Raw genomic sequence first — 25,909 nt, forward strand, 5'->3', positions numbered from 1 at the left:
CGCGAGCGGGAGCGCGAGCTGGCCGGTGCCGGCGCCGAGGTCGGCGACGCGCGCGCCCGGACCGCCCGCCAGCGCGAGCAGCCGCGCGACGAGCGGCGAGGGGTAGCCCGGCCGCTGCCGGTAGTCCTCCGCGAGCCGGTTGAAGACCCAGCGGGAGGGATCGGAGACGCGGACGCCGTGGCGGGACACGGGCCTAGCCTAATCGAGCCGCGCCCGCCGGGCGCCACCGCGGCCGGGAGGACCGCGGTGGCGCACACGGAGCGGCGAGGCCGGTGGCGTCAGCGGCCGGCGCGCGGCATGCGCCACTCGAGGCCGGCGACGGCGCGCACGTTGTCGTAGCTCCAGCGGATGTCGTAGTAGCGGCCGGCCGGATAGACGCCGGGGACGTAGTCCGGGTAGTTCGTGTCGCGCGTGATCCACTCGGCCTCCGCGCGCAGCGCGAGGCCGCCGGCGAGCGCGTAGCGGAGCTCGCCGCCGAGCGCGAGGCGGTTGTCGTGGAGCCGCGCCCCGTCCGACGTGTTGGTCTTCGAGTCCGGCCCGTAGCCCCGCAGCCACGCCTCGGCGCGGAGCTCGGCCGCGAGCCGCTCGGTGAGCGGGGACTTCACGATGAGGCGAGGGTGCTGCCCCTGGTAGGAGTAGTAGCCCTGCCAGGCGTCGCGCTGGACCTCGTACCCGTAGCGGAGCGACACGTCGACCTTGCCGCCGAGCTTCGAGAGCTCCACCTCCACGGAGGGCTCGAGCGTGTCGAGCTCCTGCTCCGGGTTCCCGCTCGTGGCGCCGGTGCCGGCGTCGCGCGCGAGGAGCGTGAAGTCCTGGCGGTGGGCGTAGTCGATCCGGAACGCCGTGGCGTAGCGCTCGCCCAGGATCCGCCACGAGGCCTCGAGCTGGTTCTGGCCGTTGTCGCGGGGCGTCAGGTGCATCGGCACGGCCGGGTCGAAGTTGGGGTCCTCGACGTAGGAGTACGAGACGTAGCGGTACTTGAGCCGCAGGTGCTGGTGCGCGAACGGCGTCGCGTAGAGGTTCACGCCGGCGCGCCACGTGAAGTAGCCGTAGCGGTCGGTGCCCGGCATGTCGCCGAGCGCGTCGCGCTGGTAGAGGTCCTCCCAGCCCGGCCGCCAGGCGCCCCCGACCGACGCCTCGGCGCCCAGGCGGAGCCGCTTCAGCACCCGGTACTCGGGCTCGACGCCGACCGAGCCGGTGGTCTCCGACAGCGTCGCGCCGAAGGTCTGCCGGTGGGCGAAGCGGACGGGCAGGTCGAGCTGGAAGGCGCCGCTCCGGAGCTCGGGCGTGAGCGCACCCTCGGCGAGGAGGAGCGTGCCCGAGTCGCGGCGGACGCCGTAGCCGTCGAAGGCGCCAGCGTACAGGCCGGCGCGCGCGTCGAGCGTCCACTGCGGCGTGGCGTCGGCGGCACCGGCGGGCGGCGCGGCGGCGAGGAGGGTGACGGCGGAGGCGAGAGCGAGGGAGCGGATCATCGCGGGGTTCCTTGTCACGGGCAGACGCACGGCGGGGTCGCGCCGGCGAGGTAGGTCGCCGTCGAGGAGACGTAGGGGCTCGAGGGGAAGTCGGCGGAGAGCTTCGCGTAGGCGGCGCAGGCCGAGGCCGGGGCGGGATCCGACGCGTGCGGGGTGGTGCAGAACTGCCAGGTGGAGTTCACGTAGGTGCGCGCGAGGTAGTGCAGCGCGTTGTCCGCGTAGGTGCTCGTCGCCGGGACCGCCCGGAACGCGGCGTCCGCCGCGGCGAGGTCCGCCGGGTCGAGGCCCGCGCTCGCGTAGTAGAACGCGTGCGCGTAGCGGGCGCGGCCGAGCCAGTACTGCGCGGAGCCCGCGAACGTCGTCGCCGGCACCGCGAGGGTCCGCTGGAATGCCGCGATCGCCGCCTCGAGGTTGGCCTTGCGGGCCGCCGCCTCGGAGGCGGAGAGCCCGGTGACGGTGGCGGTTGCGTTCACCGGCTCCTCGAGGTAGCTCCGCCCGAGGTAGTACTGCGCGTTGTCGTAGTAGGTGCTCGTGGCCGGCACCGCAGTCAGCTCCGCCTCGGCGAGGTCGAGCAGGGCGGCCGCGCCGAGCCCGTCGCCGGCGTTCGCGCGCGCGAGCCCCAGCTCGAAGTCGCACCGGCCGAGGTAGTACTGCGCGTTGTCGGCGTACGTGCCCGTCGGGGAGGCCGCGAGCGAGCGCTGGAACTGCGGGCGCGCGGCGGCGTAGTCGCCGAGCTGGAACCGGGCGCGGCCGTCGAAGTAGGCGGCGTTGTCGATGAAGGGCGAGGAGGCGAAGGCGGCCTGCATCGCGTCGAGGCGCAGCGCCGCGTCCTGGAGCTCCGCCGGATCTCCGCCGAGGACCCCGCGCTCGTAGCTGCAGCGACCGGCGAGGTAGGCGGCGTTGTCGAGCCGGATCGAGGTGGGGAACTGCACCGGCAGCGCGTCGAACCTCGCCCGCGCGTCCGCGTAGTCCTGGAGCGCGAGCGCCGCCTTCGCCGCGCTCGCGGCGGGATCGGTCGCGGCGAGGGCCCGCGCGTCGGCCGCGGCGACGTTGGCGGCGTCGTAGAGCGCGAGCCCCTCGGCGAAGAGCGAGTCGCCGGGGCGGTTGGGATCGATGGGGACCTTGCCCGGCGCGCTCGCGCCGTCATGCCCGCCGCTGCACGCGAGCGCGAGCGCGGCGAGGGCGGCGCAGCAGGCGAGGCCGCGCGAGATGTTCAGGTGACGCTGGTGCACGGGGGAGCTCCTCGGTGGGGCGCTAGGGCGCGACGGCGGTGGTGGGGGTGGCGAGGTGCGGGCCGGGGGCGCCCGTGCCCGCGCATCGTGAAAGGAGGCCCTGCACGGCCGGGTCCTTCGGGGCCTCGGCGAGGAGCCGTCGCGCGGTGCGCTCGCAGGCGGCGCGGTCGCCCTGGCGGGCCGTGAGCTCCGCGAGGCCGGCGCGCGCCTCGAGATCGCCGGGGACGAGGTCGAGGAGCTCCTCGAACGCCTTCCGCGCCTCCGCGAGCCGGCCGGCGTCGAGGTGCAGCTCGGCGAGCGCGCGCAGCGAGGGGGCATGGGCGGGGTCGATGGCGAGCGCGCGCGCGAGGGCGTCGCGCGCCTCGTCGCGGCGGGAGACGGTTCCGAGCACGAGGGCGAGGTCGTAGAGCGCCGACACGCTGCGCGGCGAGCGGGCGAGCAGCGCCTGGTACGCGGCGATCGCCTCGTCCGGCTTCCCGGCGCGCGCCGCCGCGACGCCGAGGGAGAGCTGCGCGGCGTCGTAGCCCGGGCGCGCCGCGAGCGCGCGCCCGAGCGAGGACCGCGCCTCGTCGAACCTCCCCGCCTCGGACTGGAGCTGCCCGAGCGCGAGCCACGCGGGCGCGTACTTCTCGTCGAGCGCGATCGCCTTGCGGTAGGCCGCCTCCCCCGCGGCGCGATCGCCGCCCGCCTCCTCGAGCTTGCCGAGGTTCACCCAGGCGGCGCCGTAGGCGGGGCGCAGGCGCAGGGCCTCGCCGTACGCGGCGCGCGCCGCGGCGGCGTCCCCGGCGCGCTTCTCGAGCACGCCCAGGTTCAGGTAGGCCTCCGGGTAGTCGCCCTTCGCGACCTCGATGGCCTTGCGGTACGCCTTGCGCGCGTCGTCGTCGCGGCCGTCGCGATCCGCGACGAGCGCCGCGAGGAAGTGATGCTCCGGCTCCGCGGGCGCGTCGGCGACGAGCCGGTCCGCCTCGTGGCGCGCGCGGGAGAAGTCGCGCGACTGGAGCGCGAGCCGCAGCAGGCGGCGGCGGGCGTAGCGCTGAGTGGGGTCGAGCCGGAGGGCGCGGTCGTACGACTCGAGCGCCGCCGCCGTCTCGTCGGCCCGCTCGTGCGCGCGCCCGAGCAGGGAGTGGACCGCGGCGAGGTCCGGCGCCACCTCGGCGGCCCGGAGGAGCACCTGCACGGCGCGTCGCACGTCCGGGGCGGAGCCGGTGCCGAGCCAGGCGCGCGCGGTGCCGAGCAGGATCTCCGCGCTCGCCGGCGCGTACTCGATGGCCTTCGCGAAGCGCCGCTCGGCGTCCTCCCGCCGGCCGGCCGCGAGCTCGGCCGTGCCGAGCGCCACGAGCGCGCGGGCGCGGTCCTCGTTCGAGCCGGACTGGGCGGCGGGCGCGAGGATGGCGACGGCGCCGACGGGATCTCCCCGGCGGCGGAGCAGGTTCCCGAGCGCGATGCGCGCCTCGCCCGTGGGCCGGAGCGCGAGCGCGCGACGGAGATCGCGCTCGGCGCCGTCCAGGTCGTCGAGGCGCGCGCGGGCGAGCCCGACGCGGAGCGCGCGCTGCGGGCCCGGCCCGAGCTGCTCCGCCCGCACCAGGTGCGGGAGCGCCGTCGCCGCGTCGCCCGCGGCGAGGAGCACCGCGCCGAGCTCCTCCTCCACGGCGGCGGAGCCGGGGCTCTCGGCGAGGGCGGCCTCGTAGAGCTTCAGCGCCTCCGGCTTCTCGCCCCGGCGTGCGGCGCGCCGGGCGCGGGCGTGGGCCTCCGAGACCGGCCCCTCCTCCCCGGCCGCGGCGGGCGCGGCGGGCGCGTCGCCCTCGTCCCCGAGCGACTCCTCGTCGCCGGCGATGGAGATGACGAGCGGGTCGTTGCCGCGGCGCGCCGCGAACCCCTCGAGCGCGAGCGCGCCCGCGAGCAGCACGCCGAGGAACAGGAGCATGGGCCAGAGGCGGTCGAGGACGAGGCGGTTCATGCGGCGCTCCCGCTCGCGGCGAGCGCGCCGGGGACCTCGACCACCGCGGGGAGCCCCGCGAGCGCGTCCCCGAGCGCGACGCCGGTCACGTTCTGGATCTCGAGGCCCGGGCGGGCGTTGATCTCGAGGACGAGCGGGCCGCGCTCGCGGTCGACGACCACGTCCACGCCGAGGTAGCCGAGCGGCACGGCCCGCGCGGCCCGGCGCGCGACGTCGAGGATCTCCGGCCAGCGAGGCAGGGCGATCCCGACGAGCGGCGCCCCCGACTCCGGGTGGCGCTCCACGGCGCGCCCGTGGTGGAGCGCGCGGGAGGTGCGGCCCGTCTCGAGCTCCACCGCGATGCCGAGCCCGCCCTGGTGCAGGTTCGCGCGACCGCCCGACTCGGCGGTGGGGACCCGGATCATCGAGAGCACCGGCTCGCCGCGCAGGGTGATGACGCGCACGTCGCAGAGCCCGTCGGCCCAGAGCGCGGCGAACACGTCGTGCGGGTCGACGCGGCGCTCGACGAAGGCGCGGTCCTCGAGCTGGTTCGAGTGGACCCCGAAGACCACGTCGGCGAGGTGCCGCGCGAGCGCGTGCGGGGTGAGGAGCGCGCCGCCGGCGCGGCGCCAGCCGCCGGCGTCGGGGAGCCACTCGCCCGCGACGAGGATCCCACCGCCGCCCGAGCCGTTGGCCGGCTTCACGACGAACCGCGACCGGCCGCGCAGCGCCTCGACGACCCCGGGGACGGAGAAGAGCCCGTCGCACACCGCGAGCGTCTCCGGGACCGGCACGCCCGCCTCCGCGAACCGCTCCTTCGCGAGGAGCTTGTCGTCGGCGAGCGGGTAGTCGCGCCGGTCGTTGTTCGGGTAGACGAGGACGAGGTTGCGGCGGTTGATGCCGTAGACCGCCTCGCGGCGGGCGAGGAGCGCGCGCACGCGGCCGCGCGCCGCGGCGAGGAGGCTCACGGCGCGCCTCCGGTCAGGAGCCCGCGGAACCGGCGGTACTCGCTGAGGCGCATCCCCACCCAGCGCCCGAGGTACACGTTCGCGGCGACCGCGAGCAGCAGCACCTCGGGGAAGCCGATGACGAGCACCTGCAGCGCGAGCGAGTTCATCACCACGTAGCAGGCGAGCATCACCACGAGCGTGCCCCCGAGCTCCTTGCCCGCCGCGCGCGGGCCGTGCTCGGTGAGCGACAGGTAGAAGCGCTCCGCGCAGATGGCGAGCACCGCGAGCGGGAACATCGTGATGTGGGTGAGCCCCGCGACGCCCAGCCGCTCCGCGAGCATCGAGGTGCCGACGAGCGTGACCACCACCGCGGAGAGGAGGATCGCGAGCGTGGGCGAGTGGAGGAGCTCGAGCCGCGCGACGGCCCAGCGCGCGGTGGCGACCGCCGCGACCACGATGAGCACCGCGAGCGCGCCGTAGCCCGCGCCGGTCTCCCCCGCCGCGGCCGCGAGGAGCGCCGGCAGGAACGTGCCGAACGTGGGCATGCCGACGACGTTCCGGAACAGCACGGTGAGGAGCGCGCCGATGGGGAGCATGAGGATCGTCCGGAGCAGGCTGAACGGCAGCTTCAGGCGATCGAACAGGCCCCACACGTCGAGGAAGGTGAAGGAGGCCTTCGCGCGCGGCGACGGCACGAGCTGCGTGCGCGTGTCGAACCGGTAGTCGAAGTTCACGTCCGAGGTGTGCCGGAACAGGACCTCGTCGCCGTAGTACAGGGAGAGGTAGCGCTCGGGCAGCTCGGCGAAGTGGTCGTTCGTCGGGCAGAACGGGATCCAGTGGCCGGACACGTACGCCTCGACCCACTGGTGCGAGGTGCGCTTCACGCCGGGCTCGAGGATGAGGCCGCCCACGAGGCGCGCGGGGATGCCGGTCGCGCGCGCGAGCGCGACGAACAGGCGGCTCTTGCCGTTGCAGCTCGCCTCGCCGAGGCGGAGCGCGGTGAGCGCGTCGGTGGTCCCCTTGAACGGCCGGGTCGTGAGCCCGTGGGTGTAGTCGTGGATCCGCCGCAGCCGCTCCATCACGGTCCCGCGGTCCGCCCCGATGCGGGCGAGGGTGGCCGCGATCTCCGGCGCGTCCACCTGGATCTCCTTCTCCGGGCGGAGCGCCGCCGCGGTCGAGGGAGGATAGGAGGATGGCACGGCGAGCTCGGCGGGGATGCGGTACGAGACGCGCCGCGGCACGATCTTGACGGTGTGCCGGATCTCCGCGCCGTCCGGCACCTGCGCGCCGACCCAGGTCGCCACGCGGTTCGGGCCGTCGAACACCTGCGAGAGGTGGAAGCCGGCGGACTCGGTCCGCTCGTCGGAGATCGTCTGCCGCGCGTCGCTCGCGGGGAGGAACGTCCGCACGCGCACGTCCCCGCCGTGCCCGTCGAGCCGCAGCGCGTACGTGACCTCGTACTGCCGCACCGGCAGGACGTCCGCGAGCGAGTAGCCGAGCGCGCGGACCTTGTAGAGCATCAGGCCGGCGGTCGCCGCGACGAGGGCGACGATCGTGACGGCTACCTTCCGGGGGTGCGCGACGGACATGAGGGTGCGGCGGATGATCGCGGCTACTCTCCGCCCGGTCAACCGTGCGCTCCCTCGCCCCCTTCGCCGACAGGTGGGACATCCTGCGGCGAGCGGTGCGCACGCGCACCTCGGCCGAGCGGCGTGTTCGGGCTCCACGTCGGGCCCGACCGCGCGTAGGCTCCGCACGACCGAACCGGAGGACCGCGTGACATCCGACGAGCTCCGCGCCGCCGCCCGCCGCGCCGGCGCGCTCCCCGACGAGGCGCTGCTCGCCGAGTGCGAGGAGGCGTTCTTCGTGGGCAGCGGCCCCGGCGGTCAGCACCGCAACAAGACCGAGAGCGCGGTGCGCCTCGTCCACCGCCCCACCGGCGTGACGGTCACCGCGACGGAGCGGCGCAGCCAGCTGCAGAACCGCGCGGCGGCGCTCGCGCGGCTGCGGGAGCGGCTCGGCGGGCTCGCTCACCGCCCGAAGCCGCGCCGGCCGACGAAGCCGACGCGCGGCTCCAAGGAGCGGCGCATCGCCGAGAAGAAGCGGCGCGGCGAGCGGAAAGCCACGCGGCGGGGATGGGACTGAAGGACGGTCTGCGGCGCGGGAGCGGCCGCGGGCGCGAGGTGAGAGCGCGCGGCGCTCGCGGCTCGACCTCAGTTGCCGAGCTGCGACGCGAGCGGGATCGGCGCCACGACCCCCGCGGCGACGAGCCGCTCGAGCGAGGCGCGCACCTCGTCGGCGGCGATGCCCGCCGCCTCGAGCTCGCGGACGAGATCCGGGACGCCGAGCCGCTTGCCGCGGAGCTCCGCGAGCACGATCCCGTCCGCCGGCGCCACGCGATGCGGCCCTGCCCACGCCGCGAGCGCGGCGTCGAGCGCGGCCCGGCCGCTCGAGCGCGCCTCCGCGACGACGTTGCGGTACGCGGCCTCGGCGTCCGCGCCCTCCGGGGAGAGCGTGAACTTCTGCCCGCGCGGCCATCGCTTCGCTTCGTTGCGTTTGCCCAGCATCGGCGGGAACTTATGCGGCCGAGGCCGGGTGGTTGTCAATCATCGGCTCCCCTGGGACCTGGTGGGAGCGGAGCGTCCGCCTCCCCCGGCCGCGGAGCGGCGCAGGGGCGGGCGGCTCGTCAGCAGCCGCCCGGCTCCAGCCGGGGGTTGAAGGCGACGAGCCCTTCGCGCCCGAAGACGCGCTGGATCTCGATGCGGAGCCCGTCCACGAGCTCCCGCTGGCGCACCTCCGCCAGGAACCGGATCCCGTCCTCCTCGATCACCACGTCGCGCTGCGGGTCGGCCGTCTCGTCCAGAGACAGGTTGAAGCTCACGCCCCCTCAGCCATGGCCGACGTGGATCCGGACGTACTGCGCGTGCTCGCCCGTGCTGGCGAGCGCGCGGAGCGTCTCCAGGGCGCGGGGCTCGATCTCGATGACGGGGTCGGGCTGGGAGGTCATGGGTGCGTTGGAGCCGTTCTCCGCGTGGAGGGTTCCGGAGCTCGGGCCGTCCGTGGGTGAGGGGAGAGGGAGCGCGAGGAGGCCCCGTCGCGGGCTGGACGCAGGACCCCACTCCACCCATGAGATGGCGTCGCATGGAGGAGGAACGCGAACGCCGGCAGCGGGCCGCCCCGGGGTGGGGGAAGGCCCAGGTCCTCGCCATCGGCCACTCCACGCGACCGATCGCGGAGCTCGTCGAGCTGCTCCGGGGCGCGGACGTCGTCACGGTGGCCGACGTCCGGACCATCCCGCGCTCGCGCGCGAACCCGCAGTACGAGGGGCCGGCGCTCGCGCGCGCGCTCGCCGCCGCGGGCATCGGCTACGAGCACCTGCCCGCGCTCGGCGGCCTCCGGCGCGCGCGCAAGGACTCGCCCAACGCGGGGTGGAGGAACGCGAGCTTCCGCGGCTACGCCGACCACATGGCGACGCCCGAGTTCGAGGAGGGGCTCGTCCAGCTCCGCACGGTGGCCCGCGGGGGGCCCGTCGCGATCCTGTGCGCGGAGGCGGTCCCGTGGCGCTGCCACCGCTCCCTCATCGCCGACGCGCTGCTCGCGCGCGGCGTCGTCGTCCAGCACATCGTCGGGCGCGGGCGGACGCGGCCGCACCGGCTCACGCCGTTCGCGCGGATCGAGGGGCGCCAGGTGACGTACCCCGAGCCCGCGCCCGACGATCGCGGCGCCGGTGGCGGAGGACGATGACGAGCCCCACCACCGCGCTCGCGAGGAGGACGGCGTTCGTCGCGACGAACACCGGGTTGCCGACGAGCGCGCTGTAGAGCGTGAAGCCGGTCGAGGCGGCGATCTGGCCCACGAAGAGCCAGCGCGAGACGCCCTCGCTCGATCCCTCCTTCCACTGCTTGTGCACCTGCTTCGCGAGGGTCGCGACGAGGACGAGGGAGCTGAGCCAGCCGAGGAGCTCGGTCACCCGTGAACGGTGCGCCTCCGCCCCGGGCCCGGCCACCGTTTGCGTTCGCCCCGCCCGTCGGGCGACACTCCCGCCCCCTCCCGCCCCGAGGAACCCCGTGCGCACGCTCCCGCTCGCCCTCCTGCTCGCCGCCGCGCTCGCCGCCCCGGTGGCGAGGGCCCGGCCCGTCCCCCCGGCGGCCGTGCGCTCCCCGCCCGCGAAGGGCGGCGCGCTCCCGCGCGAGGTGGCGGCGCTCGTCCGGCGCTGCGTCGAGGCCTACGGCGGCGAGGCCGCCCTCGCGCGCGCCGCGCGGAGCGTGCACGAGGGGACGGTGACCTCGCTCCTCCACCCCGGCGCGCCGGGCCGCATCGGCCGCGCCTACGCGCGCCCCGCCCGCCTGCGCGTCGAGGTGGCGTTCGGCGACGCGCAGGACGCGGAGATCCGCGTCCTCGACGGCGGGCGCGGGTGGCGTCGCGGGCAGGAGGTCACGGGGCCGCTCCTCACCTCGATGATCCTGCAGGCGGCGCGCATGGACCTGCCCGCGCTGCTCGCCGCGCCGGGCGCCCAGGTCTCGGCGCGCGGCACCCTCGCGCTCGGCGGCAAGGAGCTGCGGGTGCTCGCGCTCGAGCTCGCGCCGGGGGTCGTCGTCGAGGCGGCCATCGACCCCGACTCCGGCCGGATCCTGCGCTCGCGGGGGAGCGGGGCCGGGTCGGCGCCCGTCGAGTTCATCACGACCTACTCGGACTTCCGCACGGTGGACGGAGTGCTCGTGCCGTTCCACGAGGAGAACTGGGCGAACGGCAAGACGACCGGGGAGACGGTGCTCTCCCGCGTCGAGTTCCCCGCGTCCTTCCCGCCCGAGCTGTTCCGGCCGTAGCTCCGCCCGTCACGCCCCCACGCGCTGGAGCGACAGGAGCGGCAGGTCCGGGTCCCGCGGCGAGGTGAGGTCGATCTCGCACTGGATCATCCAGTCGACCTCTCCCTGCTCGTCCACGATCCGCTGGACCGCCTCCCAGCGCCGCGGCCCGAGCTCCTTCACGAACGTGTTGTGCGGGCGGCGCGCGGCCGGGGTCGTGTCGATCCGCTCGTGCTCGGCCCAGTACGGCGCCATCGCCTCCTCGAGGCGGGCCGGCGTGAGGTCGCCGCCCGGCGCGAGCGCGGCGACGGCGGCCGCGGCGTCCTTGCGGGCGAGCGCGACGAGCAGCGCGTGCAGCTCGGTGCGGATCCGCGCGGCGAACGCGCGCGGGTCGGCCCAGATCGGCGGCGGCCCGAGCGTCTCCGCGACGGCGGCGCGCGCGTCGACCACCCGCGCCTGGTATGCCGGGTCGCGCATCCGCTCCCACTCGTCGATGAGCGAGGAGTCGACGCCGCGGACGGTGGCGCGCAGGAAGGCGATGACGTCCAGGAGCGCGTCGTCCCGGTAGGTCTCCGGGACGGTCTGCACGAGCGTCTTGTAGGCCTCCGAGAGGTAGCGCAGCACGAGGCCCTCGGAGCGCTGCAGCTCGTACTCGCGCACGTAGTCGCCGAAGGTCATGAACCGCTCGACCATCTCTCGCGCGACCGACTTCGGGCGGATGTTCTCCTGCCCGACCCAGGGGTGCTTCGCGGCGAACTCGTTGAAGGTCGCGTAGACGAAGTCGCGGTTCGGCTTCGGGTACTCGACCTTCTCGAGCTCCGCCATCCGCTCGTCGTACTCCATCCCCTTCGCCTTCATCTCGGCGATGGCCTCGCCCCGCGCCCTGTCGAGCTGCTTCCACAGGATGACGTCCGGGTCCTCCAGGATCGACTCGACCGTCGAGAGCACGTCGAGGGCGTAGGTCTCGCGCTCGGCGGGGATGCGCGGCAGCGTGTCGAGCAGGTAGAGCGCGAGCGTGTGGAAGAGCGAGAAGTCCTTCTGCAGGCCGCGCGAGGGGCGCACGTAGGCGCCCCGGTAGCCGTCGACGCGGCGGACCTCCACGAGCCCCGCCCCGCGGAGCGTGCGGAAGCGCTGCGCCGCGAGCCGGCGGTGCTTCGCGCGGACGTGGTCGTTCCCGTGCGAGCGCCCGATGAGCGCGACGAGGCGGCCGTAGCCGCCGCCGACCCGCGAGGTCTCGCTCTGCAGGAGGTTCACGAGGAGGCCGAAGGTCGGATCGAACCGGCTCTCGAGCGGCTCCGGCTCCTTCTGGATGAGCTTCTCGAAGGTGCTCCTGTCGAAGTGGACGTAGCCCTTCGTCGGCGGCTGCTTCTTCACCACCTTCTTGCCGGCGGCGGCCTTCTCGGCGAGCTTCTTGTTCTCGATGACGTGCTCGGGCGCCTGCGCCACCACGAAGCCGCGCTCGTCGAACCCCTTGCGCCCCGCGCGCCCGGCGATCTGGTGGAAGTCGCGCGCCGAGAGGATCCCCGTCTTCTGCCCGTCGAACTTGCAGAGCTGGGTGAACAGCACCGTGCGGATGGGGATGTTCACGCCCATGCCGAGGGTGTCGGTCCCCGACACGACCTTGAGGAGCCCGCCCTGGGCGAGCTTCTCGACGAGGAGCCGGTACTTGGGGAGGAGCCCCGCGTGGTGGAGCCCGATGCCGTGCCGGAGGAAGCGCTGCAGGTCCTTGCCGTAGGGCGAGTCGAAGCGCACGCCCTCCAGCATCGCGGCGATGCGCGCCTTCTCCTCCTTCGAGGAGAAGTTCGCGCTCATGAGGTTCTGCGCCTGCTCGGCCGCGGCGCGCTGCGTGAAGTTGACGAGGTAGATGGGGGCGCGGTTCGCCGTGACGAGCGCCTCCAGCGTCTCGTGCAGCGGCGTCTCCCGGTACTCGTACTCCAGCGGCACCGGCCGCGCCGCGTGGCGCACCGCCGCCACCTCGCGCCCCGTCACCTGCCGGAGCGACTCCTCGATCGCGCGCGTGTCGCCGAGCGTCGCGGACATGAGGAGGAAGCGCGTGTCCTCGAGCGCGAGCAGCGGCACCTGCCAGGCGACGCCGCGCTCCCGATCGCCGTAGTAGTGGAACTCGTCCATGACGACCGCGTCCACGCGGGGGCCGGCCTCGCGCACCGCGAGGTTCATGAGGATCTCGGCGGTGCAGCAGACGATGGGCGCGTCGCGGTTCACCGCGCCGTCGCCCGTCATCATCCCCACGTTGTCCGGGCCGAACAGCCGGCACAGGTCGAAGAACTTCTCGTTGACGAGCGCCTTGATCGGGCAGGTGTAGAAGGACCGCTTCCCCTCGGCCATCGCCTGGAAGTGCAGGAACGTCGCGACGAGCGACTTGCCCGAGCCGGTGGGCGTGTTGAGGACGAGGTGGCGCTCGTCGAGGAGCTGGAGGATCGCCTCCTCCTGGTGCGGGTACAGCGTGAGGCCGGTGGCGCCCACCCACGAGACGAAGCGGTCGAGCACGGCGTCGGGAGCGAGGGTCTCGCCCGGCGACGGGAGGAGCGCGGCGAGGGGGGCCTCGCCCGGGGTGGCGGCGGCGGTGGTCATGGGCGGAGGCTTTCGTACCGCGCGCCGGCCGCCGGCGCCAGGGCGGACCGGCGCGGCGCCGCGGCGCGGGCTGCCCCGGACGGCGGACGGTGCCCCTAGACCCGGAACCCGTCGGCGATCGCCGAGATGCGCGCCGCGGTCGCGGTCAGCTCCTGCGCGGCGCCCTGCAGCAGCTGCACGCGCGCGACCGTCTCCTCCATCCCGCGGTCGAGGTCCCGCATCGCGCCGGCGATCTGCGCGACCCCCTGTGACTGCTGCTGGACCGCGGTCGCGATCTGCAGCGCCGCGTCGCTCGTCTCCCGCACGAACGCCCCGATCTCGCGCAGGCTGTCCCCGGAGGCGCGGATCCGCGCGACCGAGCTCTCCATGCCGCGCGTCCCGCTCTCGGTCGTGTCGAGCGTCGCCCGCACCGCGCCCACGATGTCCTCGACGATCCGGGCGATGCGGCCCGCGCTCTGGCCCGACTGCTCGGCGAGGGCGCGCACCTCGGCGGCGACCACGCCGAACCCCTTGCCCGCCTCGCCGGCGCGCGCCGCCTCGATAGAGGCGTTCATCGAGAGCACGTGCGACTGCACCGACAGGTCGCGGACGGTCTCCACGATGTCGCTCACCTGCTGCGTCTGATCGAGGAGGCGCGACGACCGGCCGAGGATCTCCCCGACCGCCGCCTGGATCCGGTGCAAGCCCTCCACGCTCACCTCGGCGGCGGACTGCCCCTCGCTCGACAGCTCCGCCGCGCGCCGGGCGACGTCGAGCACGGAGGCGGCGCGGCTCGCCGCGACGGCGGAGGTCTGCTCGAGCTCCCGCGTCGTCGCGCTCGTCTCCGAGACGCCCGCCGCCTGGCGCTCGAGGATCGCGTTCTGCGCGCGGGCGTGCTCCGCGAGCCGCTCCGCGGCGCCCCCGAGCTCGGTGGACGAGCGCTTGAGCGCGGCGACGATCTGGCGGAGCCGGTCGTTCATGCGCCGGAAGCTGAAGGCGAGCGTCCCGATCTCGTCGCCGGTGCGCAGGTCGATGTCGTGCGTGAGGTCGCCGTCGGCGATGCGGAGCGCGGCGCGGTTGAGCGCCATCACCGGGCGGGAGAGGCGCCAGGCGAGCACCCAGGCGAGCACGGCGGAGCCGACGGCCGCCGCGAGCAGGATCGCCGCGCTCACCACGATGGCGCGGCGCTGCAGGTCCCGCGCCGCCTGGAACCCGCTCGCCATCGCCTGCCGCGCCCGCTGCGTCTCGGCCGCGAGCGCGTCCTTCACGGCGAGGAAGCGGGCCGACGCCGCGCGCGCCGTCGCGTCGTCGGCCGGCGCGGTCGTGGCCCGCACGCGCGCCGCCGCGCGCTCCCGGGCCGCGCCGTACCAGCCCTGGAGCCCGTCCACGAGCATCGCCGCGCGATCGTCGTCCACGGACCGCGTCGGCGCGGCGGCGAGCCGCGCGAGGAGGTCCTCCTGGAGCACGTCGGCCGCCTCGAGCGAGTTCGGGTCGCGCTGCTCCGACGCCTCCTCGAGCTGCCGCTGCACCCGCGCGAGGCTCGTCTCCAGGTCCTGGAAGAGCTGGAGCGTGGGGAACTCCCGGGTCTCCACGCGCCGGAGCTCGTCCGCGGCCGACGAGGAGAGCCGGGAGGAGACCACGGTGGCGAGCAGGGTCGCGACGGCCGCGATGAGCGACGGGGCCACGATCTTCTGGCGGAACGAGAGGGCGAGCGGGCGCATGGTCCGCGCGGAGGATAGCATCCCCGTCCGCGCTGCCCCGAGCGGACCGACGGCGCGGGCCCGACCGTGCCACGCGGACCGCGGAGGTGCGACGTCGCGGCGCGCGGTCGGCCGGCCGGGAGTGTGGCGGGGCGGAGGGCGTTGCAGCACAATCCGGCGGCACCCGGGACGAGGGGGACGGCGGCGACATGAAGCGGCTCGGCTACGACTGGTTCGGTGCCCTCATCGGCGTGGGGCTGCCCGTGGTGGCGACGCTCGTCGAGGCGTATCGCCACCTCGGCACGCTCACGCCCGGCGCGCTCGTCCACACCCACCTGCACCAGCCGCTGCTCTGGCTCATGGACACGACGCCCTTCGTCCTCGGCGCGGTCGGCAGGCTCGTGGAGCGGCAGCGCGGCGAGCTCCTCCGCCAGAGCGCGGAGATCGTGCGCCAGAGCGACGAGATCGTGCGGCTGGAGCAGGCGCGCCGCGAGAGCTTCGATCGCACGGCGAAGGAGCTCTTCCACGCGGCGCAGGGGCTGCTCGGGAACGTCGCGGCGTTCACCCGCACGAGCTCCGGGGCGGCCGCGAGCGTCCGCGAGACCACCTCCGCGATGAGCCAGCTCTCCCAGAGCGCCAGCTCCGCGGCGCTCACCGCGGAGACGGTGATCGGCCTCGCCGTCCAGGCGGAGCGCCAGAGCGCGCATGGCCTCGCGCAGGCGGAGGCCTCCGGCGCGGAGCTCCTGCGGCTCGCCGAGGAGGTCCGCGGCCTGTCGCGGCAGATCGAGGCGCTCGACGCGAGGATGCGCGACGTCTACGACCTCGGCGATCTCCTGCGCGACGTGGCGGACCGCTCCGAGCAGCTCGCGGACGGGGCCGCCGGCATCGCGGCGCGCGCCCCCGGCGCGGAGGGGCTCGGGGACGTGGCCGAGCGGCTGCGTCGCCAGGGCGCCGAGACCCGCAGCGCCGCCGCCCAGGCGCGCCAGACCCTCGCGGACGTGCACCGGGCGATGCTCGACGCGGTGAGCGCCGCGGAGGGGGGCATCGCGCACGCCCAGCTCGGCGCCTCCGCCGCGATCCGCACCGCCGAGACGATCCGCGGGCTCGCGACCGCCCTCTCGGAGTCGTCCCGCGCGGCGCGGGAGATCGCGCGCGTCGCGCAGCAGCAGGAGGGCGCGATCGAGCAGGTGCTGAAGGCGATGAACGAGATCGCCCACGCCACCGACGACACGCTCGCCTCGACGCGCGAGGTCGACCGCGAGGCGCGCGCGCTGAACGAGCTCGCGACGTTCCTGAGGGCGGCGACGAAGTCCTGACCCGCGGCGCGGGCGCCGTCAGCGCCGCCGCGGCGCGCTGAACAGCACCTCGAGCTTCCCGGTCCGGCCGTCGCACCGCTCGACGTGCTCGGGGATGACCCGCAGGAGCGCGAGCTCGCGCTGCTCCGGCCCCTCGGGGAACCAGCGCACCCACGACGGATCCCAGAGCTCCTGCGCGAGCTTCTTGTCCTTCAGCACCTCTCCCCGGCCGGACACCGAGACCGTCGTCCCGTCGGCGGCGTCGAAGAACGCGAGCGCGCAGCGGGCGTCGGCCTCGAGGTCCTTGCACTTGCTCGACGCGACCGAGGTCGCGAACCAGATCTCCTCGCCGCGCACCTGCTGGCGCATCGCCATGGGGCGGGCGTGGAGGTGGCCGTCCTCCGCGCCGCGCGTCGTCAGGATCGCGGTCCGGTAGCCGGAGAGGAGCGTGGCGTACCCGTGGGGATCGTCGGAGGCCATGCTCGAATCATGGGGGCTGCGGCGCGCGCGGACGCGCGCCGGTTGGGGGCCTCGGGGGCTCGTGCGCCGCTCAGGCCCTGTCCTTCCAGCGCGTGTGCCCGAGCCACTCGCGGACGGAGGGGCGGGCGAAGATGGCGCGCGCGTAGTCGGCGAGCCGCTCCGGGCAGGGGTCGTGGTTCGCCGCGAGGCGCTGGAGCATGAGCGCGAGGTCGGCGTCCGCGGGCGTGAACGCGCCGGTGAGGAACGACGCTCCGGCCGGCAGCGCGCGGTCCGCCATGCGGACGAGCCGCTCGGCGTCGGCGCGCCCGACCGCCGTGAGGGGCTTCGCGGGCTCACCCGAGAAGAAGGTCGAGGTCGGCCGCTCGGCGCGCAGCGCCCCGAGGTCGCTCCGGACGAGCGCCTGGATCATGCGGACCTTCGCGCGGGCGCGGGGGTCGGCGGGGTAGAGCCGGGGATACGCCGGCGGGCCGAACGCCTCGTCCACGTACTCGTCGATCGCCGACGACTCGGCGAGCCAGAAGTCCCCGTGCCGCAGCGCCGGCACCCGCCCGGTGATCGACGCGTCGGCGTACTCGGGGCGCTGGTGCTCCCGCCGCTCGAGCGACAGGAGCTCCATCCGGAACGGCACGCCCTTCTCCTTCAGGGTGACGAACGCGGAGAACGCGTAGGGGCTCGTCCAGCTGTCGGTGCCGTAGAGGATGAGTTCGTCGGCCATGGCGATGAACGGTAACGCCGGACGGAAGCCCCGTTCACCCCTAACGCGAGCCGTGCGGCAGAGCGCCCTAGCGGGGCACAGGTGCCGTTACCCAGGGAGGGCCCCGCCGAGCAGGGGTGGGGCCCCGGCGACGGCGGTCAGCCGTCGACGGGGCGGGGGCGGCAGCCCCCGTTCAAATGCCCAAGCCCCCGCTACTTGACGATATCCAGGAGCTCGATCTCGAACGTGAGGACCGCGTTGCCCGGGATGACCGGCGGGCGGCCCTGGGCGCCGTAGGCGATGTCGGACGGGCACACGAGCTTGGCCTTGCCGCCCACCTTCATCTTCTGGAGCCCCTCCGTCCAGCACTTGATGACGCCGCCGAGCGGGAACTCCGCCGGCTGGCCGCGCTGCACCGAGCTGTCGAACACCTTCCCGTTCACGAGCGTGCCCGTGTAGTGGACCTTCACCTTGTCGGCGGCGGTCGGGGTCGCGCCCGTGCCCTCCTTGATGGGGAGGACGATCGCGCCGGACGCCGTCTTGATGGCGCCCTTCTCGCCCGCGGCCTTGGCGAGGAACGCCGGGCCGGACTCCTTCTCCTTCGCGGACGCGGCCGCGTTCGCCTTCTCCATGCGCGCGCGGGCGAAGTCGTTCACCGCCTGCCCCGTCTTGGGATCGAGGTCCGTCTTCGCCTTGCCCGTGGCGCCGTCGCGGATGCCCTTCATGACGATCTCGAGCTCGGCGGGGGAGAGGGCGAACACCTGCAGGCTGTTCGCGACCGCGAGGCCGACCGAGTAGAGCGTCTTCTCGGTGTCCGCCGGGCTCTCCTTCTGCGCGCCGGCGGCCGGGGCCGGGGCAGGGGCGGGCTTCTTCTCGGCCGCCTTGCCGGTCTGGGCGTGCGCGGAGGCCGCGAGCGAGAGCGCGGCGAGCAGGGCGAGTGACTTCTTCATGTGGAGCTTCCTTTCGTGTGCGGCGCTTCGAGCGTCGCGTCCTGCGGGGTCGCTGCGGGCACCGCGCGAGCCTCGGCGGCGCGAGCGTCGAGCTCCGCCAGCTTGCGGTGCAGGAACCTGAAGATCGCGACGAACACGCTCGCCACGGGGACCGCGAGCAGCGCGCCGACGAGCCCCCAGGTGCGCTCGCCGATGACGAGCGCGAGGACGATGAGCACGGGGTGGATCTTGGAGGCGTCCCCCATGATCTTGGGGTTCAGGACGTACGCCTCGAGCGCGTGGATGACGAGGATCCACCCGAGCGCCAGCGCGGCCTTCGAGAGGCCGCCCGCGGTGAGGGCGAGCAGCACGATCGGGACCGAGGAGAGGATCGTGCCGAAGATCGGGACCACGTAGAGGACGGTGGCGAGGGCGGCGAGCGCGAACGCGAACGGCACGGGGATGAGCAGGAGGCCGACGAGCGTGAGCGTGCCGTTCACGACCATGATCGTGAGCTGGCCGCGCACCACGCCGGAGAGGCCCGAGTCGATGCCGCGCAGGAGCCGCCGGAAGTCGTCGCGCAGGTTGCGCGGCACGAGGGACTCGAAGAACCGCACGATACGCGGCGCGTCCATCGAGATGAACGCGGTGAGCATGAAGAGCAGGATGCAGAAGAACAGCGTCTGGATGGTGCCCGCGATGACGAGGCGCGAGAACGAGACCACGTCGCCGACGCGCCCGCGCATGCCCTCGCTGGCGTGGTGCAGCGCGTCGGCGATCCCCGCCGCGAGGTCCACCGAGAAGCGCGCCCCCTGGCGCGTCCCCTCGTAGGGCAGCACGTCGACGGGGATCCCGTAGCGCTCGAGGAACGCGTCCATGCTGCGCACCCAGCCCTCGATCTTCTCGGGCGTGATGCTCGCGAGGAAGTCGCGCAGCTCGACGAGGCCGCGGACCGCCTCGCGGTAGATCTGCGGCAGGATCGAGACGCCCGCGAGGTAGGCGAGCGCTCCGAGCGCGGCGTACACCACGAGCACCGCGGTCCAGCGCGGGACGGGGCGCCCGGCGACGCGCGTGCGCGAGAGCCGCGAGATGAGCGGATCGAGCACGTAGGCCGCGAGCGCCGCGAGCACGAAGGGCAGGAGCACCGGCCACGCGATCAGGAAGATCGCGAGGACGAGCGCCCAAACCACCGCCGTCAGCGCGATGAGCTGCGCGCGGGGTCTCTTCCAGAGCGGTGCGCGGAACGGCATCGGCGCGCGAGTATCCCCCATCGTCCGGCCGGGCGCCGCCCGAAACTTCCTCACTCCTCCAGGGTCGACACGTCACCTTCCGGGAGGCCCTGCGCGCGGGCCTTCAGCACGCGGCGCATGATCTTGCCGGAGCGGGTCTTCGGCAGCGCGTCGACGAAGATCACCTTCTCGGGCCGCACGATGGGGCCGAGGTGCTGGGCGACGTGGTTCTTCACCTCGTCCTCGAGCTCCGGGCTCGCCTTGAAGCCCTGGCGCAGCAGGCAGTAGCCGTGGATCGCCTGTCCCTTCACCTCGTGGGGCAGCCCGATCACGGCCGCCTCCGCGACGGCCGGGTGGGAGACGAGCGCGCTCTCGATCTCCGCGGTGCCGAGCCGGTAGCCCGACACCTTGATGACGTCGTCGGTGCGGCCGATCACCCAGAAGTACCCGTCGCGATCGCGCTTGGCGGAGTCGCCCGCCATGTACTTGCCGGGGTACTTGCCCCAGTACGTGCGCACGAAGCGCTCCGGGTCCCGGTAGATGGTCATCGCCATCGCGGGCCAGGGCTTCTCGAGGACGAGGAAGCCCTCCTCGCCGTCGGCGACGGCCTTGCCCTGCTCGTCGAGGATGGACGCCTCCTGCCCGAAGAACGGCTTCGCGGCGGAGCCCGGCTTGAGCGGGAGCGACGGGACCGGGGTGATCTGGAACATCCCGGTCTCGGTCTGCCACCAGGTGTCCATGATCGGGCAGCGGCCCTTCCCGATGACGCGGTGGTACCACTTCCACGCCTCGGGGTTGATCGGCTCGCCGACCGATCCCAGGATCCGCAGCGTGGAGAGATCGTGGCGGTTCGGCCAGGACTCACCGAAGCGCATCAGGCCGCGGATGGCGGTCGGCGCGGTGTAGAGGATCGTGATCCCGTACTTCTCGACGAGCGACCACCAGCGGTTCGGGTACGGGTAGGTCGGCGCGCCCTCGTAGATGAACGTCGTCGCGCCCATGAGCAGCGGCCCGTACACGATGTAGCTGTGGCCCGTGACCCAGCCCGGATCCGCGGCGCACCAGTAGCGGTCCTCGTCCTTCACGTCGAAGACGTACTTGAGCGTCGAGTAGATCCCGACCATGTAGCCGCCGTGCCCGTGGATGAGCCCCTTGGGCTTGCCGGTCGTGCCGGAGGTGTAGAGCACGTAGAGCGGGTCGGACGACTCCATCACCTCGGTCGGGCAGTGGCCCGTGGCGAGGGGGAGCTTCATGAGCTCGTGGTACCAGTAGTCGCGCCCCGGCTCCATCCGCACCTCGTGCCCGGTGCGCTGCACGACGATGACCGTCTCCACGGTGGGGCAGCGCCGGACCGCGTCGTCGACGGTCTTCTTGAGCTCGACGACCTTGCCGTTCATGAACCCGCCGTCGGCGGTCACGACGACCTTCGACTCGGAGTCCTCGATGCGCCCCTGCAGCGCGTCGACCGAGAACCCGCCGTAGACCACCGAGTGGATCGCCCCGATCTTGGCGGAGGCCAGCATCGCGATGACGATCTCGGGGATGCGCGGCATGTAGATCGTGACGCGATCGCCCTTCTTCACCCCCATGGCCTTGAGGACGTTCGCGAACTTCGAGACGTCGCGGTTCAGCGCGAAGTACGAGTAGGTGCGGACCTCGCCCTTCTCGCCGACCCACACGAGCGAGAGCTTGTTCTTTCGCCAGGTGCGCTGGTGTCGATCCAGGCAGTTGTGGACGATGTTCGTCTGGGCGCCCTTGAACCACTTGAAGAACGGCCGCTCGGACTGATCGAGGACCTTGTCCCACTTGCGGTACCACTCGAGCTCCTCGGCCTCGGCGGCCCAGAAGCCCTCGAGATCGTCGGCGGCGCGGCGCGCGAGCGCCTCCCAGTCCTTCACGCGGGCCTGGGCGACGACCTCGGCGGAAGGGGAGAAGACCTCACCCTCGAGCTCCTGCGGGTTCTTCATGACGCGACTCCTTTTGCTCCCGGGCGCCGGCCCGCGGCGGACCGCCGGAGAGCGGGGGGTGTCCATGGGTGTAGCCGAAAAGAATTCTCAGAGCAGGGTAGCGAAAGCCGGTCCCGAGTGGGGGGCGATCGTCGCGCCGCCCCTGGGAGGCCGCTCACAACCTCGTGACGCGGCGCGGCGCGCCGTCTCGACCGGACCTCCGCACGCGGTTATCCTCGGAGCGCCGTGATCCTCCCCCCCGCGCTGCGTCCCGGAGACGTCGTCCGCGTCATCGCCCCGTCGAGCTCGTTCGACCCGGATCCGTTCGAGCGCGGGCTCACCGTGCTCTCCGCGCGGCTCGGGCTGCGGCCGCGCATGCGCGCCGACGTGGCGGCGCGCTGGCGCTACCTCGCCGGCGACGACGCGCGCCGCGCGGAGGAGTGGCGCGAGGCGGTCGCCGATCCCGAGGCGCGCGCGATCGTCTGCGCGCGCGGCGGCTACGGGGCCCTGCGCATCCTCCCGGCGATCGACCCGGCGCCGCTCCTCGCCCGCCCGAAGCTCCTCGTGGGCTTCTCCGACATCACGGCGCTGCACGCGCTCCTGAACCGCGCAGGCCTCGCGACCGTGCACGGGCCGGGCGTGACCCAGCTCCCGCGGCTGCCCGAGGAGGCGCTCCAGCACCTCGAGGCGCTGCTCCGCCGGAGCGCGCCGCCCGCCGGGAGCGCGCCGCCCGCGCCGGGCGCGGGGCTCGTGGGGCGCGCCACCGTGCGGCCCGGGCGCGCCTCCGGCCCGCTCCTCGGCGGCTCTCTCACGCTCCTCTCGCACCTCGCCGGCACCCCCTACGCGCCGCGCCTCGAGGGCGCGATCCTCTTCCTCGAGGACGTGGCCGAGAAGCCCTACCGGCTCGACCGCTACCTCACGCACCTCGCCCTCGCCGGCGCGCTCCGCGGCGTCGCCGGGATCGCCGTGGGCCAGCTCACCGGCTGCGACGACGCCAACGCGCACGGCGCCGACGTGGTCCGGGAGGCGATCCTCGCGCTCGGCGTCCCCGCCATCGAGGGGCTCCCCGCCGGGCACGAGGACGCGAACTTCGCGCTCCCGCTCGGCGCGCGGGCCACGCTCGTCGCGCCGGCGCCTGGCGAGGGCGGCGCGCCGCGCCTCGTCTTCGACGGCTGGACGGACGGGGGGGGCGCCGCGTGACCGCGGTGCTCGCGCCCGTCGTGGGCGTGCTCGAGGCCGGCCATCGCGAGGGTGTCGGGGGAGCGCTGTCGGCCGCGGTGATCGCCGGGGGCCGGCTCGTGCACGCGAGCTGCCACGGCGCGCTCGACGGGCCGGGCCCTCGCGCCTTGCGGGCCGACGATCTCTTCGACGTCGCCTCGCTCACCAAGGTGATGGCGACGACCACGCTCGCGGCGCAGCTCGCGGGCGCGGGGGCGCTCCGGCTCGACGTGCCCGTCGCGGAGACGCTCCCTGGCTTCGAGGCGGCCGGCAAGGGAGCGGTCACCGCGCGCCACCTGCTCTCGCACGCGAGCGGGCTCCCGGAGTGGCGGCCCTACTTCGAGCACGCCGCGCGAGATCCGGTCGCGGGCCAGGCTTTCCTGCCCCCCCGCGAGCGGCCTCCGCCGCCGCTCCTCGCCGCGGCGGCGGTCCGGGGCCGCGCGATCGTGCGGGAGCTCGTCCTCGCCGAGGCGCTGGAGGCGCCGCCCGGCGCGCGGGCCGTGTACGGCGATCCCGGCTTCATCGCGCTGGGCCTCGCGATCGAGGCGCTCGCCGGGACGCCGCTCGCCGGGCTCGCCGAGCGGCGCGTGTTCGGCCCGCTGGGCCTCGCATCGACGGGCTTCCTCGACGCCGCCCATCCCGCACCCGCCGTCGGCCGGGTCTTCGTCCCGACGGGTCGGAGCGCCCCGCGGCGCGAGGACCTGTGCGGCACGGTGAACGACGACAACGCCTGGGCGATGGGCGGAGTGGCCGGCCACGCGGGCGTCTTCTCCACCGCTGCCGACGTCGCCGCGCTCGGCCAGGCGTGGCTCGACGCGCTGTCGGGCGGGCGCGGCCCCATCCCTTGCGACGCCGCCCGGGAGTTCGCCCGTCGCGACGTCACGACCCCTGGCAGCGCGCGCGCCCTCGGCTGGGACACGCCGAGCGGGGCGGCGCCGGCGATCGGCAGCCGCCTCGGGCGCGGCCCCCGGGGCGCCATCGGGCACCTCGGCTACACCGGCTGCTCGCTCTGGATCGACCTCGACGCGGGCGTGGTCTGCGCCCTGCTCACGAACCACGTCCACCCCTCCGGAAAGTCGGACAAGCCGCGAATCCGCGAGCTGCGCCGCCGGTTCCATGACGCGGTGGCGGAGGGGCTGGGGATCGGGTAGAGGGCGTCGGGGTCGAGGTCGGGTCGAGGTCGAGGTCGGGGTGGGGATCGAGGTCGAGGTGTCGTTCAAGGAGAGCCGCAGCGTGATCGACTGGTCGCAGGTGAAGCGCATCCACCTCATCGGCGTGGCGGGCACCGGCATGGGCTCGTTCGCGGGGATGCTCAAGGCGGCGGGGTACGCGGTGACGGGCTCGGACGAGAACGTCTACCCGCCCATGTCCACGCAGCTCGAGCGCTGGGGCATCGAGGTGATGACGCCCTACGACCCGCGCAACCTCGATCGCGCGCGCCCGGACCTCGTCGTGGTCGGCAACGTCGTCCGCAGCGTGAACCCCGAGGCCGCGGCGATGCGCGAGCGCGCGCTGCCCCACGTCTCGTTCCCGCAGGCGCTCGGCGAGGCGTTCATCGGCCCGCGGCACGGCGTGGTGGTGGTGGGCACGCACGGGAAGACCACCACCTCGGCGATGATGGGCTTCCTCCTGCACCACGCCGGGCGCGACCCCTCCTTCCTCGTGGGCGGGGTGACGCGAGACTTCGACTCGAACTACCGGCTCGGCGCGGGCCCGCACTTCGCGGTCGAGGGGGACGAGTACGACACGGCCTACTTCGACAAGGGCCCCAAGTTCCTCCACTACCGCCCGCGCACCGCGATCTTCACGAGCTGCGAGCTCGACCACGCCGACATCTACCGCGACGAGGCGCACTACGAGAGCGCGTTCGAGCGCTTCGTCGAGATCCTCCCGGCGGACGGGTTCCTCGCCGCCTGCGCGAGCTACGAGAGCGTGCTCCGCATCGCGCGCGGCGCGCGGTGCCGCGTGGAGACCTACTCGGTCGATCGCCCGGGGGCGGACTGGGAGGCGCGCGGGCTCGCCCTCTCGCCCGACGGGGCGCGGTTCACGCTCGTGCGCAAGGGGGACGCGCTCGCCGAGGTGCTGCTCCCGGTGGGCGGCGCCCACAACGTCGAGAACGCGCTCGGCGTGGCCGCGGCCGCCACCGCCCTCGGGCTCTCCCCCGCGGAGATCGCCGCCGGCCTCGGCGCCTTCCACGGCGTGAAGCGCCGCCAGGAGGTGCGCGGCAAGGCGGGCGGCGTCACGGTGATCGACGACTTCGCCCACCACCCGCGCGCCGTGCAGAAGACGCTCGCGGCGATCCGCGGCGCCTACCCCGGCGCGCGCCTCCTCGCCGCGTTCGAGCCGCGCTCCAACACGAGCCGCCGGAACCTGCACCAGCGCGAGTACGCCTCGAAGGACACCTGGGCGGACGCCGCCGAGGTGTTCCTGCTCCGGCCCGCGCCGACGGACCGCGTGCCGGAGAGCGAGCGGCTCGACGTGGACGCCCTCGTCCGCGACCTCTCCGCCGCCGGCAAGCCGGCCCGCGCCTTCACGAGCGTCGACGAGATGGTCCCCGCGATCGCCGCGGCGAGCCGCACGGGCGACGCGGTGGTCGCCATGTCGAACGGCGCGTTCGGGGGCATCTGGGGGAAGCTTCTCGACGCGCTCGGCCGCTGAGCGCCGCGAGGCGACGGAGACCGGAGCCGAGGCGGGCAACCGCAGCGACGCGCGCCGAGGCGTACTGCTTCCGTCTCAATCATTCGTCACAAGTGCGGGTACTCGCCGGACGAGCGGCGGGTGTTTCGACCACGGTTCCCGTGCGCATGGCGGATTCGGGGCATCGACGGGGTCGGCGCACGCGCTCGTGCTCGACCCCCGATGAACGCGGGAAGGCGGCGGAGCAGGCGAGCGTCTCGTCGTGTCGAACCGGGCGCAGCGACGGCGTGACTTCGCGCGGGGTGCGCGCGGACTTCTCGAAGGCGTTTCCGCGGCTCGAGGTCGACCGTATTCACCTGGGGTGACAACTATCGCCAGCGGTAGTGCCGGCCGGTGCCGCGGCTCTTCTCGCGACGAGGCAAGACGTCCCAGATGCGGTGGGTGAGACATTTCCCATTGACGCCTTCTCGCCTCGATCGTGGTCCGGAATAGGAGCCGGCGCGGAAGACCGCTCTCGCGCACGCGCCTCGCGCGTGGCAGGCGCGCCGACCGCCGGAGTGCCTCGACGAGGGCGCCGTGGAGAAAGCCGCGCAGACACGAGCCTGGAGCGTCTCCGGAGCCCTGAAAATCGCGTGCTACGAAGGGTGTACTGGAGGTGCACCCTATGTCTGCGCTCACCCCCGCTTCTCTCGAGTCGAACGTTCTCGCCCTGCGCCTGCGCGAGCTCGCCGGAGAGGAACGAAACGTCCAGGTCGACTTCCTCCTGCACCTCGACGAGTTCGATCGGCGCCGCGCCTTCGTTGAAGCCGGCCATG

At 74.3% G+C, this 25,909-nt stretch carries 22 protein-coding genes and 2 pseudogenes; 8 read left to right on the forward strand and 16 right to left on the reverse strand.

Going from position 1 to position 25,909, the window contains the following annotated elements; genetic code table 11:
- The 6 genes and pseudogenes from MNZ39_RS15265 to MNZ39_RS15290 all read right to left on the reverse strand — a co-directional run.
- A pseudogene (locus tag MNZ39_RS15265) lies at positions 1 to 189 on the reverse strand (methyltransferase type 11); the annotation flags it as partial.
- 89 nt (positions 190 to 278) lie between these two features.
- Complete coding sequence (locus MNZ39_RS15270; RefSeq protein ID WP_242339938.1) at positions 279 to 1,472, reverse strand: hypothetical protein; 1,194 nt, start codon at positions 1,470 to 1,472, stop codon at positions 279 to 281.
- 14 nt (positions 1,473 to 1,486) lie between these two features.
- Complete coding sequence (locus MNZ39_RS15275; RefSeq protein ID WP_242339939.1) at positions 1,487 to 2,704, reverse strand: tol-pal system YbgF family protein; 1,218 nt, start codon at positions 2,702 to 2,704, stop codon at positions 1,487 to 1,489.
- 22 nt (positions 2,705 to 2,726) lie between these two features.
- Positions 2,727 to 4,661: a tetratricopeptide repeat protein gene (locus tag MNZ39_RS15280; protein ID WP_242339940.1), complete on the reverse strand. Its 1,935-nt coding sequence runs from the start codon at positions 4,659 to 4,661 to the stop codon at positions 2,727 to 2,729.
- A complete protein-coding gene (locus MNZ39_RS15285; RefSeq protein WP_242339941.1) occupies positions 4,658 to 5,608 on the reverse strand; it encodes a sugar-transfer associated ATP-grasp domain-containing protein in 951 nt (316 codons plus the stop codon). Before MNZ39_RS15285 ends, MNZ39_RS15280 begins: the two co-directional genes overlap by 4 nt.
- Complete coding sequence (locus MNZ39_RS15290; RefSeq protein ID WP_242339942.1) at positions 5,605 to 7,221, reverse strand: 7TM domain-containing protein; 1,617 nt, start codon at positions 7,219 to 7,221, stop codon at positions 5,605 to 5,607. The genes MNZ39_RS15285 and MNZ39_RS15290 overlap by 4 nt, the downstream gene beginning before the upstream one ends.
- 145 nt (positions 7,222 to 7,366) lie before the next feature.
- On the opposite strand from MNZ39_RS15290, the gene MNZ39_RS15295 reads away from it, so the two are divergent.
- A complete protein-coding gene (locus MNZ39_RS15295; RefSeq protein ID WP_242339943.1) occupies positions 7,367 to 7,735 on the forward strand; it encodes a peptide chain release factor-like protein in 369 nt (122 codons plus the stop codon).
- A 68-nt stretch (positions 7,736 to 7,803) separates the two neighbouring features.
- On the opposite strand, the gene MNZ39_RS15300 is transcribed toward MNZ39_RS15295, so the two are convergent.
- Together MNZ39_RS15300 and MNZ39_RS15305 are read right to left on the reverse strand one after the other, a co-directional pair.
- The gene (locus MNZ39_RS15300; protein WP_242339944.1) at positions 7,804 to 8,157 is read right to left on the reverse strand and encodes a hypothetical protein; all 354 of its coding nucleotides are present in this window, start codon (positions 8,155 to 8,157) and stop codon (positions 7,804 to 7,806) included.
- Between the two features lie 119 nt (positions 8,158 to 8,276).
- Complete coding sequence (locus MNZ39_RS15305) at positions 8,277 to 8,471, reverse strand: hypothetical protein (protein ID WP_242339945.1); 195 nt, start codon at positions 8,469 to 8,471, stop codon at positions 8,277 to 8,279.
- A 260-nt stretch (positions 8,472 to 8,731) separates the two neighbouring features.
- Between MNZ39_RS15305 and MNZ39_RS15310 the strand changes: the two genes are divergently transcribed.
- Positions 8,732 to 9,334 (forward strand): DUF488 family protein, encoded by a 603-nt coding sequence (locus MNZ39_RS15310; RefSeq protein WP_242339946.1) that lies wholly within the window; start codon positions 8,732 to 8,734, stop codon positions 9,332 to 9,334.
- Here MNZ39_RS15310 and MNZ39_RS15315 read toward each other — a convergent pair.
- Positions 9,246 to 9,560, reverse strand: a complete 315-nt coding sequence (locus tag MNZ39_RS15315) for a hypothetical protein (RefSeq protein ID WP_242339947.1) — start codon at positions 9,558 to 9,560, stop codon at positions 9,246 to 9,248. The two genes, MNZ39_RS15310 and MNZ39_RS15315, sit on opposite strands and share 89 nt — an antisense overlap.
- A 97-nt stretch (positions 9,561 to 9,657) precedes the next feature.
- On the opposite strand from MNZ39_RS15315, the gene MNZ39_RS15320 reads away from it, so the two are divergent.
- The gene (locus MNZ39_RS15320; protein ID WP_242339948.1) at positions 9,658 to 10,416 is read left to right on the forward strand and encodes a DUF4292 domain-containing protein; all 759 of its coding nucleotides are present in this window, start codon (positions 9,658 to 9,660) and stop codon (positions 10,414 to 10,416) included.
- A gap of 9 nt (positions 10,417 to 10,425) precedes the next feature.
- Here MNZ39_RS15320 and MNZ39_RS15325 read toward each other — a convergent pair whose 3' ends face one another.
- Positions 10,426 to 12,987 carry an RNA helicase gene (locus tag MNZ39_RS15325; protein WP_242339949.1) on the reverse strand — a complete coding sequence of 854 codons (2,562 nt, stop codon included), beginning with the start codon at positions 12,985 to 12,987 and terminating at the stop codon, positions 10,426 to 10,428.
- A 95-nt stretch (positions 12,988 to 13,082) separates the two neighbouring features.
- Positions 13,083 to 14,687 (reverse strand): methyl-accepting chemotaxis protein, encoded by a 1,605-nt coding sequence (locus tag MNZ39_RS15330; RefSeq protein ID WP_242339950.1) that lies wholly within the window; start codon positions 14,685 to 14,687, stop codon positions 13,083 to 13,085.
- Between the two features lie 188 nt (positions 14,688 to 14,875).
- Here MNZ39_RS15330 and MNZ39_RS15335 point away from each other — a divergent pair, with 188 nt between their 5' ends.
- Positions 14,876 to 15,982 carry a methyl-accepting chemotaxis protein gene (locus MNZ39_RS15335; protein WP_242339951.1) on the forward strand — a complete coding sequence of 369 codons (1,107 nt, stop codon included), beginning with the start codon at positions 14,876 to 14,878 and terminating at the stop codon, positions 15,980 to 15,982.
- A gap of 18 nt (positions 15,983 to 16,000) precedes the next feature.
- On the opposite strand, the gene MNZ39_RS15340 is transcribed toward MNZ39_RS15335, so the two are convergent.
- From MNZ39_RS15340 to acs, 5 genes are all read right to left on the reverse strand, one after another.
- Entirely contained in the window at positions 16,001 to 16,441 is a 441-nt protein-coding gene (locus tag MNZ39_RS15340) for a pyridoxamine 5'-phosphate oxidase family protein (RefSeq protein ID WP_242339952.1), read from the reverse strand.
- 70 nt (positions 16,442 to 16,511) lie between these two features.
- A complete protein-coding gene (gene yfcF, locus MNZ39_RS15345) occupies positions 16,512 to 17,156 on the reverse strand; it encodes a glutathione transferase (RefSeq protein ID WP_242339953.1) in 645 nt (214 codons plus the stop codon).
- Between the two features lie 191 nt (positions 17,157 to 17,347).
- Positions 17,348 to 18,085: an FKBP-type peptidyl-prolyl cis-trans isomerase gene (locus MNZ39_RS15350; RefSeq protein WP_242339954.1), complete on the reverse strand. Its 738-nt coding sequence runs from the start codon at positions 18,083 to 18,085 to the stop codon at positions 17,348 to 17,350.
- Positions 18,082 to 19,314, reverse strand: coding sequence for an AI-2E family transporter (locus MNZ39_RS15355; protein ID WP_242339955.1), 1,233 nt, complete (start codon positions 19,312 to 19,314; stop codon positions 18,082 to 18,084). The genes MNZ39_RS15350 and MNZ39_RS15355 overlap by 4 nt, the downstream gene beginning before the upstream one ends.
- A gap of 50 nt (positions 19,315 to 19,364) precedes the next feature.
- Positions 19,365 to 21,260, reverse strand: a complete 1,896-nt coding sequence (acs, locus tag MNZ39_RS15360; RefSeq protein ID WP_242339956.1) for an acetate--CoA ligase — start codon at positions 21,258 to 21,260, stop codon at positions 19,365 to 19,367.
- Positions 21,261 to 21,485: 225 nt separating this feature from the next.
- On the opposite strand from acs, the gene MNZ39_RS15365 reads away from it, so the two are divergent.
- The 4 genes and pseudogenes from MNZ39_RS15365 to MNZ39_RS15380 form a co-directional block, all read left to right on the forward strand.
- Positions 21,486 to 22,439, forward strand: a complete 954-nt coding sequence (locus tag MNZ39_RS15365) for an LD-carboxypeptidase (protein ID WP_242339957.1) — start codon at positions 21,486 to 21,488, stop codon at positions 22,437 to 22,439.
- On the forward strand, positions 22,436 to 23,608 hold the full coding sequence (locus MNZ39_RS15370) for a serine hydrolase (RefSeq protein ID WP_242339958.1): 1,173 nt from the start codon (positions 22,436 to 22,438) through the stop codon (positions 23,606 to 23,608). The genes MNZ39_RS15365 and MNZ39_RS15370 overlap by 4 nt, the downstream gene beginning before the upstream one ends.
- A gap of 82 nt (positions 23,609 to 23,690) precedes the next feature.
- Positions 23,691 to 25,115 (forward strand): UDP-N-acetylmuramate:L-alanyl-gamma-D-glutamyl-meso-diaminopimelate ligase, encoded by a 1,425-nt coding sequence (gene mpl / locus MNZ39_RS15375; RefSeq protein ID WP_242339959.1) that lies wholly within the window; start codon positions 23,691 to 23,693, stop codon positions 25,113 to 25,115.
- Between the two features lie 643 nt (positions 25,116 to 25,758).
- Positions 25,759 to 25,909 (forward strand): annotated as a pseudogene (locus MNZ39_RS15380) (HNH endonuclease); the annotation flags it as partial.

It is taken from the genome of Anaeromyxobacter sp. SG66 (assembly GCF_022690805.1).
Lineage (GTDB): Bacteria > Myxococcota > Myxococcia > Myxococcales > Anaeromyxobacteraceae > Anaeromyxobacter > Anaeromyxobacter soli.

What these genes read in the sequence shown, in the direction of transcription:
- MNZ39_RS15330 (WP_242339950.1), bottom strand. Translation starts at nt 14,687, where the DNA reads ATGCGCCCGCTCGCCCTCTCGTTCCGCCAGAAGATCGTGGCCCCGTCG.
- MNZ39_RS15355 (WP_242339955.1), bottom strand. Translation starts at nt 19,314, where the DNA reads ATGCCGTTCCGCGCACCGCTCTGGAAGAGACCCCGCGCGCAGCTCATC.
- MNZ39_RS15340 (WP_242339952.1), bottom strand. Translation starts at nt 16,441, where the DNA reads ATGGCCTCCGACGATCCCCACGGGTACGCCACGCTCCTCTCCGGCTAC.
- MNZ39_RS15335 (WP_242339951.1), top strand. Translation starts at nt 14,876, where the DNA reads ATGAAGCGGCTCGGCTACGACTGGTTCGGTGCCCTCATCGGCGTGGGG.
- MNZ39_RS15300 (WP_242339944.1), bottom strand. Translation starts at nt 8,157, where the DNA reads ATGCTGGGCAAACGCAACGAAGCGAAGCGATGGCCGCGCGGGCAGAAG.
- MNZ39_RS15325 (WP_242339949.1), bottom strand. Translation starts at nt 12,987, where the DNA reads ATGACCACCGCCGCCGCCACCCCGGGCGAGGCCCCCCTCGCCGCGCTC.
- MNZ39_RS15310 (WP_242339946.1), top strand. Translation starts at nt 8,732, where the DNA reads ATGGAGGAGGAACGCGAACGCCGGCAGCGGGCCGCCCCGGGGTGGGGG.
- acs (WP_242339956.1), bottom strand. Translation starts at nt 21,260, where the DNA reads ATGAAGAACCCGCAGGAGCTCGAGGGTGAGGTCTTCTCCCCTTCCGCC.
- MNZ39_RS15280 (WP_242339940.1), bottom strand. Translation starts at nt 4,661, where the DNA reads ATGAACCGCCTCGTCCTCGACCGCCTCTGGCCCATGCTCCTGTTCCTC.
- MNZ39_RS15350 (WP_242339954.1), bottom strand. Translation starts at nt 18,085, where the DNA reads ATGAAGAAGTCACTCGCCCTGCTCGCCGCGCTCTCGCTCGCGGCCTCC.
- yfcF (WP_242339953.1), bottom strand. Translation starts at nt 17,156, where the DNA reads ATGGCCGACGAACTCATCCTCTACGGCACCGACAGCTGGACGAGCCCC.
- MNZ39_RS15270 (WP_242339938.1), bottom strand. Translation starts at nt 1,472, where the DNA reads ATGATCCGCTCCCTCGCTCTCGCCTCCGCCGTCACCCTCCTCGCCGCC.